3 protein-coding genes are annotated in these 11,275 nt (G+C 43.6%); all 3 read right to left on the bottom strand.

What is annotated here, in order from left to right; translation table 11 throughout:
- Positions 1–14 precede the first annotated feature (14 nt).
- Genes MTF70_RS17705 through MTF70_RS17715 form a run of 3 tightly spaced genes read right to left on the bottom strand, consistent with a single transcriptional unit; the run spans position 15 to position 11,223 of the window.
- The gene (locus MTF70_RS17705) at positions 15–1,328 is read right to left on the bottom strand and encodes an HlyD family type I secretion periplasmic adaptor subunit (protein WP_132936631.1); all 1,314 of its coding nucleotides are present in this window, start codon (positions 1,326–1,328) and stop codon (positions 15–17) included.
- The gene (locus MTF70_RS17710; RefSeq protein WP_205460936.1) at positions 1,325–3,496 is read right to left on the bottom strand and encodes a type I secretion system permease/ATPase; all 2,172 of its coding nucleotides are present in this window, start codon (positions 3,494–3,496) and stop codon (positions 1,325–1,327) included. Before MTF70_RS17710 ends, MTF70_RS17705 begins: the two co-directional genes overlap by 4 nt.
- Positions 3,493–11,223: an Ig-like domain-containing protein gene (locus tag MTF70_RS17715; RefSeq protein WP_248394180.1), complete on the bottom strand. Its 7,731-nt coding sequence runs from the start codon at positions 11,221–11,223 to the stop codon at positions 3,493–3,495. Before MTF70_RS17715 ends, MTF70_RS17710 begins: the two co-directional genes overlap by 4 nt.
- Between the last annotated feature and the right edge of the window lie 52 nt (positions 11,224–11,275).

The raw sequence follows: 11,275 nt of genomic DNA on the forward strand, positions 1-11,275 counted from the left end.
TTATATCCTTATGTCTATCTTTCTCTGAGCGAATTCTCTTTCGCACGTAATATAGGTTTTAACCAATAATTCAGTACTGTTTTTTCTCCTGTAAGAATGTCTACCACAACCTGCATTCCCGGGATGATCGTAAACTTATCATCAACCTTGAAAGTAACGTTGGCACGGTAGTAGGCATTGCCCTCTTCATTTTGAAGTGCATCGGCGCTTACGTAGGTCACTTCTCCTTCTAGGCCTCCGTAAATGACAAAGTCATAGGCAGACAACTTTACCGTTGCCGGCAGGCCAGGCCTTATGAAGGCGATATTCTGAGGAGAAATTCTCGCTTCAACGATTAACGTGCTATTACGAGGGACTATTTCTAAAATAGGCTCACCCGGCTTAACCACACCTCCGATGGTTCTGACAAAAACATCTTTGATGGTTCCATCGACCGGAGAAAGTAACTGCGTTCGATTCAACTGATCCGCAATCGCCTGACGACTTTCATTGAGCTGCGCTAGTTGCGTCACAACTTCATTGAGCTGCCCTTGTGCCTCTGCCCTAAAAGCAAGCGCAGTACCACGATAATCTGCGATGGATTCAGAATACACAGCCCTTTGCTTTTGGACAGCAGCTTGTGAACTCGCGATGTCTCCTTTGAGCTTTATAACGTCTCTATTCAGTTTTAATAATTCCACTTCAGCTACCGCGCCACTAGAAACCACCTCTCTCAGCATATCTCGCTCTTTCGAGACAATAACCAGACTGCTTTTTAGTGTTTGAATGGTATTCAAGGTATCTAGATAAGCTTGCGATTGTTGCTCAATTCGCAATTTAGCCTCCTCCAGCTCAGACTCCAGTTGGCTCAACCGCTCAAGATAGTTTGCTTTGGCATTCAGATAGGCAGAGTGGCCGGTCATCGAAATATCAAATGTCTGAGGCTCGATACTCACTTGTTGTTTCCAATCCAGTTGGAGGCTATTCACTTTTACCGTTTCTAATTCAATTTGAAGCCTCTGCTTTCTGGCGAGCAAAGATTCAACTTGTTCAGAGGTCTCCGAATAGGTCGACTTAAACCTTGTATCATCCAGAATAGCGATGGTTTGCCCCTTAGTGACGCTTTCACCAGGCATGACAAGTAACTCCTTTAGAATGCCTCCCTCTAAGCTCTGAATCGTCTGAACAGACAAAGTAGGAACAACCTTTCCTTCGCCGACAACCACTTCGTCTAACCTCGCCCACGAGGCCCAAATAATCACACTTAGCACTAACGCGGCAGACAACCAAATCAACGTTCTCGAACGGTTTGCTAAATGAGCATTACTCCAACGAACTGTGCTCATCATTGACCTCCTTCGCGTACAATTGATACTGCGCGTACTCTGTTCGTTTTCGCGTTAGACTGTTGTTTAGCAAAAATTTCTTGGGGCGATCCTTCCCTCAAAATTGTGCCTTTATCAAGCACAACAATTCGATCACAAAGCGATAATAAGGAATGTTTATGAGAGCTAATAATCATCGTCGTCGAGTGCGGCAACGATTTGAGAGCATTAAACAATGCATTCTCAGCAGGCTGGTCTAAGGAACTGGTTGGCTCGTCTAAAATTAATGCTGCTGGGTTTCGATAAAAAGCTCTTGAAATCGCTACAGCTTGCCTTTGCCCCCCCGACAAATAACGCCCTCCTTCTCCGACTTGCGTTTCTAGACCATGAGGAAGGCGACTCATGTACTGGTTCAAACCCGATAATTCTATCGCACGGCGTAAACGTTCTTGATCAATAACATGATGTCCTAATACTATGTTTTCCATAATGCTGCCGTATATAAGATGCGAATCTTGGCCAACCCAACCCGTTTTCTCTCTTATCAATTCGGCGGGCCAAAGCTGACTGTCAATGTCATCAAAATAAACGCTACCCTGTAAGGTACTGAGTTGATTGGTAATAATAGAAAGGAGTGTAGACTTTCCGGCTCCTGCACTACCAATAACGCCAACGCGTTCGCCTTGCTTGATAGTAAGATTAATATCTCTCAAACATGGCATATCAACATCTGGGTATTGGAAGCTCACGTTTTCTAAACGTATATTCCCTGTAAATTCGGCAGACGTAATGACCTGACTGCGTTGCACCTCCTGAGGTAAAGACATGATAGAATTTAAGCCTTCAACCGCTGTTTTTGTCTGTTGATAGCGAAGTAACAGCATAGCTAACTGGTTAATCGCCCCTGCAGCACGACCGCTAAGCATGACAATAGCAATGAGCCCCCCCATGCTGAGCAATCCCTCAGAAATTCTGTACACGCCTGTTACAAGTAACATTACGGTAATTATCTGCTGGCTAGATTGAATGGAGTAAGCAACGATATTCGAATAGTTTCGCGATTGATTTTGCCAATCAGAAAGCATGGATACCGTTTGCTCCCAACGCTTTTGTGCTTCTCCCGTAGCGTTATTTTGCTTAATCTCTTTTAAAGAGGACAATGAATCAAACAAGTGAGCTTGTCGCTTCATGGATAGTGCAGCACTTTCCGTATGTGATTGTTCTATTTTTGTTTTTACCGCAAAGCCAAGGATCAGCAGGGTAAACATGACGGCAATAGGTATGAACATCATTGCCCCACCTAGCCAACCTATTAAGACTAAAAATAACAACGTAAATGGGAGATCAACTAAGGTCACAAGAGATGCAGAAGTAAAAAAATCGCGAACACTATCAAAATCTTGTAGTTGTCGAGCGAATGCACCGACTGATGCAGGACGGTGTTCAAGTTTCATCCCCATAACTTTAGAAAAAAGTATCGAAGAAAGCTTGTTATCGATGTACTTACCCGCGGTATCAGTGACAACTCCCCTTGCTTTACGCAATAGCCAATCAAAAATAATGATGACGGAGACACCAGCGACCAAAACCCATAATGTACTGAAAGCTTGATTAGGCACTACACGATCGTAAACGTTCATAGTGAAAAGCGGAATAACTAGCGCTAGCGTATTGATAAGGAAAGAGGCAATCAAAAGATCTCGATACCACGGAGACATTTCTTTCACTACGGCGAAAAGCCAATGTTCATTATAATCCGCTTGAATAGAACTTATCCGTTTGTCCAGCTCTGGACGCATAGAAACTTGCCATGCTTGAGGCTGGAATTGATTATGCAGTTCCTCGCTCGTGACGTATTGCGTTTCACCTTGATCTTCACTAAATAACGTGACTTGATAATCGCTGTTATGTCGCTCAGATATAATAGCGGGTTGTAACGTCTTCCTATTGATTACCACCAATGGAAAGCTCAACATTGCGGTGGATTTTAAATCGATTAATGTGAGTTCAAGATCGGCTCGCTCAGCGGCTCTGATGAATAAGTCACTATCCAATCTACCCTCAACAAGAGGTAATCCAGAAAGCACCTTTTTTGTATGGTGTCTAACCTCAAAATAACGCATCAACCAAGTTAACGATTGCCCCCAAGGATCGTTAGTTAGCTCACTTGATGAGGATGAGTGATGCTTCATGACATACCACCTACTAGCAAGTTGTTGTCATCAATCATCTTCTGTAAGACATTTTCTTCGGCTACGCCAGTCGAGTCACCTTTGTAAAGCTGATCGAGAGTGACGCCCTGCATAAGAATCTGTTGTTTTGTCCCCGTCTCTTCTGGTTTTATGTGAAGCGTTACGCCATCATCATTCTCTGTTAAATCGAGCTTATTATCGACTTCTGTTATCGAGGTAGCGGTGATTATCGAGGCGATGTCAATTGTGTCATTATCATCACCAATAACGGATATTTGGAAATCGTTGATCACATCGTACGAGGGCTTTAACTCGTTACCGAGCCCTGAACTGTCAAACTGGAATACATCGCTGCCACTTCCTCCAATAAGCAAATCATTAGCATCTGTCGCAAGTAATGTTTGGCCCCCCTCTTCCACTAAGGCAACATTGACTACCTGAGCAGAACCTTCTGCGACAGTGGCGCCCAGTGTTGCAATCGGTTTTATCGACAACGTAAAATCACTTGCACCGCTAAACCCGCCAACGATGGAAAGATCAGCGACATCCTCTTGATCAACAGCATAAATGCCGTTCAATCTTTCACCATGACTCAACTCTAGATCTGTTGGTAATCCGCGAATCTCCACACTTCCAAACTCTTCGGGTGCAGGGTTGACTAAATTCATGCTCAACCCTAAAGGAATACTCCCAGACGCTTCAGACACAATAGACTGATAATCGGCCGTTAGTGTTGGCTCATCAGCTTCAGGGGTAACAACAATGGTTAGATCGGTGGTTTGCACATCTCCAAAATCGGTTTCGAGTGTCCCTGACACTATCGCTTGATCAAACGTTCTAACATTGAGAGCAACACCCATCGTTCCAAATGCATCCTTCGGAACGAACTCCAAACCTGACACTTCATTTGCTCGCACTAATACCGTCGCCACGGCATTGCCCGCGTCATCGAAGGTAAAGGATGAGAATTGAGTTCCAATACGAATCCTACCTAAGCCTTCCAATGCAGAGGGTTCAGAGCTTGCTTTGATCAACATCGACACTTCTATATATTCGTTGCTATTTGTTTCAAAACCGCTCGCTAAAAAGTCAATCGAAATGGAATCACCTTCATCTCCAGTGAACGTGTTAGAGGTTGTATTCAACGATACATCATCGCCAATCGGTTTTACGCCGACGTTGAACTGAGAAGTGGTATAGTTATAGTCGTTTGATCCAGACTCTTGGGTAATAGCTTGCAGTGTTAGTGAAATATCCCCACTAAAATCTAGTGGCGGTAGAAAGTAAACCTTATCAAGTTGTGCTTGAGTTAGCTGCCACTCCTTGCTCTCACCATCCGTTGAACCGTTATCAGGGAGTAATTCGAACGTCCCATTATTGTCCCAAACCAACACGGCTCCGTCTGGCACTCCTGTCATGACCAAAGACATCGACTCAGAACCATCTTGATCGATTAATGATGCAGATAAGTTTCCTAAATAAATATAATTATCTTCATCACCAACTACGTCTTCTGTTTCCAGAACCGCTTTATCAACCACTGGGGCAACGGTAACGGTAACTTCTGTTGATTTAGTTTGAGTATCTTTCGCACTGTCAGTACTTAAACAACTTCCCGTGACTTCATCAGTAATGTTTGCGTCAACGGAAATAACAAGCTCTCCACTGTAGTTTTCAGGTGGGATTAGCTGAATTTCGTTTAGACGCGTAACATCTGTCACTACCCATGTTCCATCACCGTTGTCAATGAGTAGGCTCGGGTCCACGGCAGTAAACCGCGCATTCTCGTCAGACACCGATAAAGAAACCCAATTGACACTTTCAAGACCAGTCGCTGCGTCACCTTCTCCAGTAATGGACTGCATTGGCCCTTCACTATCGCCCAATACAAGAGCAAGATTCAGGTTGGTTATAGTATCTTCTTGAACCGTAACTTGGCTTGGTGCTATCGCGATATCATCGACAGCAGGAGAGATTTGTACCGTAATGGTCTGAGAGGTTGTTTTCGAGTCACCATCGCATGGGGCCGTTTCTGTCACTTCTAAATTGAAAGTAATGCATCCAGCAAAGTCCTCATCCACGCCAGTAAGCGTCAAGGAAGACAATCCAGCGCTAGAAATTGAATAACCCAACAGATTGCCCGCATTATCATAAGCAGGTATCACCCCTTCGCCAGTAAGCTCGACTCCTTCAGGTAAAGAATCTGCGGCGACAAAGAAGGAAACTAAGTTATCATCACTACTCGCCACATCAGGGTTTAAAAACGCCCCAATTGAGACATCTTCACCTTCTTTACCTACAATATCCCCACTTTGAACGCTTCCTGGTTCACCAGGATCAGCACACTGGTCTCCATCTCCTTCATGGCCAGTAATTTGAATTTGGAACTGACCTGTGATGTATTGAGCATCCGTTTCATCTCGAACATACGCTAACACATTCACATCAAGTATCTCTGTGTTAGATGGGCTATAAATCGATGCGCTAGCAAGCAAATCTTGAGCGGTTTCCAACACGCTATCACTTGTGATTCCTTCCATTGGAATCAGCCAGTTCCCATCGGCATCTTGAGAAGCACCATTCGGATGAGTAACAATGAGGTCTTGACCCTGCGGTATCTGTAAAACGATGTAATCGAGATACTCTGAACCATCAATATCCGCTTCTGTAAATGTAATGCCTCCACTCACGTCGACAGCAGACCCATCGGTACTTGTGAATACTTCAGTCGCACCTTCTAAACGTGTTTTGTCAATATCTTCATTACCAATATCCACTTTGCCAGAAACCACGACGCTCAAAGAGCCATTGATTGCCTTTACATCAGTCTCCATCGTCGGAGACGTGTCTGTCACTTCGTACTGAACTTCCAGGCTAAATGTCCCACTTAGGTCTTCATTAGCTTTTACAGTGATTCGTCCACTGTTTAACAACTCAGATAATGTTGCCGAGCTACCATCAAGTAGTTCATTGAGTTCTAACGGTAAGTTACTTTCCTCTACTGCATTACCATCAAAGTAAAGCGTTAAGCCATCTGGAATGGATACAATGGTGTATCCTGTCAAGGACTCACTAGAATCTATATCTTGATTAACGACAGGCTCAAGATTTAGTGTGATGAAATTGTCCTCAATACCATTGCTTTGTAATTCTTGACCGTCAGTTTGATCAACAATAGGTGAGATTTCCATTTCCACTTTAAGAGGGGTTTCAGCAGAATCACCATCCGGCTCTGTTGAAACGACGATAACATCCATGCTCAGTGTTCCACTAAAATCTTGCTCTGTTTTGAGGTAAGTGTTTTCAAGAACAGCGTTTGAGACCTGATAAACTGGCCCCGTTATTGGGTCCACGTAAGCAATTGGAAGAACAATAGGGTCACCATTTACATCTGTCAGTTGTGTTCCCAAAGGGATGTTCTGAAGCAAGATATTAATTTCTTCTGATAGATCGTCATCTGATGTCTGGATGATAAAATCCAGTTGTATCAGGTTATCTTCGTCTAACGTAGAGAGATTACTAATTACTTTAGTCGCTTGATCATATTGCCAATTCCCCTGTCCACCATCTAGGACAATTGGTTCATCGACCACACCTTTTAGCTTAATGTCAATGGTTGCAGATTGGCTCTCGGCGGTTTCATTAAGAGGTGCTAAGCCATCAATAGTCGACTCTGTTGAAATGGCGGTTACTTGAAGGGATAGAGATTCAGTAAATGAGCTGATATCCGATTTTGGTTGAAGTAACGCCTCTGAATTGGCTAGAGCATTGGAGGTCACTAGGTAGGTATTAATACCGATAAGCGTGATCCCAGCTCCGACAGGCAGTGTCCAACCATCTTGAACTTCTATGCGATAAGACAGAGACTCCGAGCCATCTGTGTCAGTGAGCCGCCCTAGGATGTACTCTTTTAAGTCAATCGCTTGGTCTTCAAGCCCCTGAATGTTTTTAACGGTCAGCGTTGGCACATCGGCATCTGGAGATATATCGATAACAACTTGCTCAGTGATCTCCGCTGTTTTATCTTGCTCATCGGCAAACACACTACCCGACTCAGTCGTTACTGCCGTTACATCAAAAGTAAATCTTCCGGCCAAGTTTTCGTTAGATGTGATTTCAATTTGATCTAACTCGGATTGGCTATACGCTTTCCCTTCCTCAATAGCACTTCCGTTAAGTGTTAATACAAGTCCATCTGGAATATTCGAAATTTGGTAGTGGAGCGTTTCAGAACCGTCTTGGTCAAACTTTTCAGCAACAATATTGAGTGAAAGTGATTCAGCGGAATCTTCAACACTTTGATAAGAAAAGTCCGAATCATTAGACCACTCTGGCAAATCTGCAACCGGTAAAACGTTAACATTTAACGTGTTATTGCCTTGTAATACAAAACCATCTGGTTCGACATCAGATACGATTAATGCAGACACTGCTAACGAAACTTTGATAGTGTTGCCCGACAGGTTTAGTGCTGGTTGATAAGTAAGATCACCATTTGGAACAGTGAATATACCCACCCCCATTAGCTCTGTACCAGAAAGACTAATAAATCCGTCATTATCATCATCTTCAAGGCGCGCTCCGTCTAAAAACAGAGCCCCTCCTTGTAGAGATTCAACAGAGATCCTTATCGCTTCAACACGCTCATTATTCTCCGTATCCCCAGGAGAAACTCTAATCGGTAACGCGACTGGCGTAGGGTCTCCACTATTATTCGCGCCATTATCTTCTAACGTATCTACATTAACGGTTCGAATAAAGCCCCTAGCATCATCAAGAATTAATTGAGCTTCACTGCTTGCTTGGTCACCGTCTGCATCCGTCACAGTTATCGTTAGATCATCAAGCAAACCACCTACAGGCGTATTAACAATAAGCTCGGTAGTTAGCGTAAATGTCCCATCTTGAGCAATAGTCAGCGTTCCATATTTTAAGTTACCATCACTACTATTGATTAAATCGATGGTCCAAGCATCATTGCTAAATACCGAACTCGCCGTATCGTATGTTTCACCTACATAGGTCAAACTTGAAATCAACGTGCCATCTGAACTGATTAAGTCGGCATTATTGCTAAACCAGTTTCCCGAAAACTCATCCCCCTCGGTAAGTTCAATTTCTATTGGTGAGCTTGTGTCTTCAGGGATATCATCTACTACACTAACGGTATATGTCTCAGCTTCAGACTGGTCGCCATCCTTATCAACGGCATAAATTGAAAAACTGAGTTCTAATGTGTTCTCGTCCGCTGGAACACCGTCAGGTTCATCGTGTTCAAGTGCACGGTATAGATCAAACTCGACAGTCCCATCGGTATTAAATCTAATTCTAAAGACGTCTTGCTCGCTTTCATCTCTTGCATATAACCAACCATTCGAGTCCGGTGAATCAAGCGAAACCAAGCTACCACTACTTGTTTTATAGCCGAGCACATTGAACATATCGATATTCACGCTCACACTGGCGATAGAGTCTGAACCTTGTAATAGCGTAATGGATGGTGACGAGCCCTCGATGCCAGAATCAAGCGAATCATCATTCAACCCACTTTCATTGACTGTGATTCCCTCTGTAATTACTAGTTCCGGAAACAAGCCATCATAGACCAGTATGTTGGACTCCGTAGAGATCTCGCTTCCATCAGAATCTCTCGCCACGATGGGCATAGAGATCGACAATTGCGTCCCATCACCTAAAACATGGTCAAGCGAGTGATAAAGCTCTACAGTTACATTAACGGTAGACGTATCATTTGATGGCAAAGAGAAGTCACTAGGTAACGTGACCCTAAATACAACGTCTCCAGTGTCTGAAATTGCGTCAAAGCTTCCATCATTGTTATCGTACCAAGTGACAGCCTCTCCGTTATAAGTAACAGCATCACCAAGCGTAGTTTTGACAGTATCTCCATCATTTATGTCAACACCCAGATACACAATCGGATCGAATGATGACGTAACTATCACATCCGTATTCGCTATGGCTGAAACACCATCAGGAGCAATGTTTGTATCGACAGGTGTTTCGGTCAACTCGACATTGCCACTATTGATTAGCGCTTGTCCATTGTCGTTATCTATCACATTAATGTCTAAAACGACCGACGTGTTATCTTGGTCTGAGTCCATTGCAGTAACAACGAGAGGTACGTTTGGATCAGTATTTTCTTGTTGGTCGAGAGCCTGAAAAAGCTCAAAGGAGTAGGTAATGTCGCCATTTGCATCAATAGGTAATGAAGCATTGAGGATAGCTTGAAAGATGGGAATCTGAGTTTGCCCATCTTCGTCAAGAATATAACCATCAAGTGTTTTGCCATCCGCAGAGACTTGATAAAGCACAACTTGTTCACCACTCGTCAACAAGGGTTGTTCAGAGACGATGAACGACAAAGATTCGAGGTAATCGCTGCCAACCTCAACTTGAAAATTCCCTGAGCTCAACACACCTCCATTTGCGAGATCAGATTCTTTTACTTCTACCCCATTCAAATTATTTAAAGTTGGGTCTGCGCCATCCTTTAGAACATAGTCAATTTCATTCTCTACAAGCGGTGTGGCATCTAAATCTACGCCACCAATGGTCAACGGGAAAGTGACCGTATCACTGCTATTGAATTGATCGATAGGGTGCTCAAGAGTAAGCGAAATTGAAGCTAATACATCGTTACCCGATTCAACGCCACTCAATGTTAACGTAAATACAGTGACACCATTGGCAAATGCTGTAATTTGCTTTCCACTAGAGCTTAACGTGTAGCTAAGCTCATTATCAGAGACTGAGCTTGTAAGCCCTAATGCTTCTAACTTAGTAATAGATGACCCACCGAAATACAAACTACTCGGATCCGGATTGTCAGATCCCGCGACAATATTAACAGTTCCTTCAAAGTTCAATATCGGGCCATCCAAAGGGACTTCTGTTACGTCTATAGTCGCATTGCCTACGTAACCTGCTTGTCCATCACTAATATCAATCGTCGCGTTAGCCAAGCCATAGTCTTGGGAGTCATCTGCAGCTAAATAGCTGAAAGAAACACTTTGCTCGACCGAATGATCTAGGTTTCGACCTGCATCAAACTGCCAAGAGCCATCAGAAAATACGGTTAATTCGCCTTTTTCTAAACTAAAACTTACGGATCCCCCCTCTAGAATTGACTTCTGCTCCCCGCCAGCCTCTACAAATTTCACATAAAGTGTTCCATCAAGATCAATATCATTTTCAAGTAGATTGCCCGTAATTGTTTGATCTTCTACGACTGAGTATGTGTCATCTCTAATCACCGGATCAGAGTCATAAATAGTAATCGTTAACGGTGCCACAACCGTCTCTTGTGTACCGTCAGCATCACTTTGAATGCTTTCAACCAATACGTTAGTCACCAGCTCATCTTGACCTACACCATGATCAATCGCTTCATAAAAAGTAATTTGAACCGTACCATCATCATTGACCTCTGCAGAGAAAACTAATCGGTCGTCAGTCGATGTTCCTTGTAAGCTCAACCCATCTTCTGCAACAACAACATTTATAGATTGACCGACCGATGTAAGCGCGCTCAAACTTGGCTGCTCTGCATGCAGTGCTGGCACACCATTTTCTATGTTGATGGCTGCCGAGCTGCTTTGCTCACCAAAAAATCCAACGATGTTTTCAGAAAATACCGTTGAACCGGGTAGCACTATTGTCGGCATGGTATCGACCACGTGGTTGCCGGCGGCATCCAACACTTCTGCTTCAATGGTCCACGTGTTGTTTAGATTGAGAGTGTTTACGTCAATT

The sequence above is a fragment of the Vibrio sp. 2CM40D genome (genome assembly GCF_023161825.1).
Lineage (GTDB): Bacteria > Pseudomonadota > Gammaproteobacteria > Enterobacterales > Vibrionaceae > Vibrio > Vibrio alginolyticus.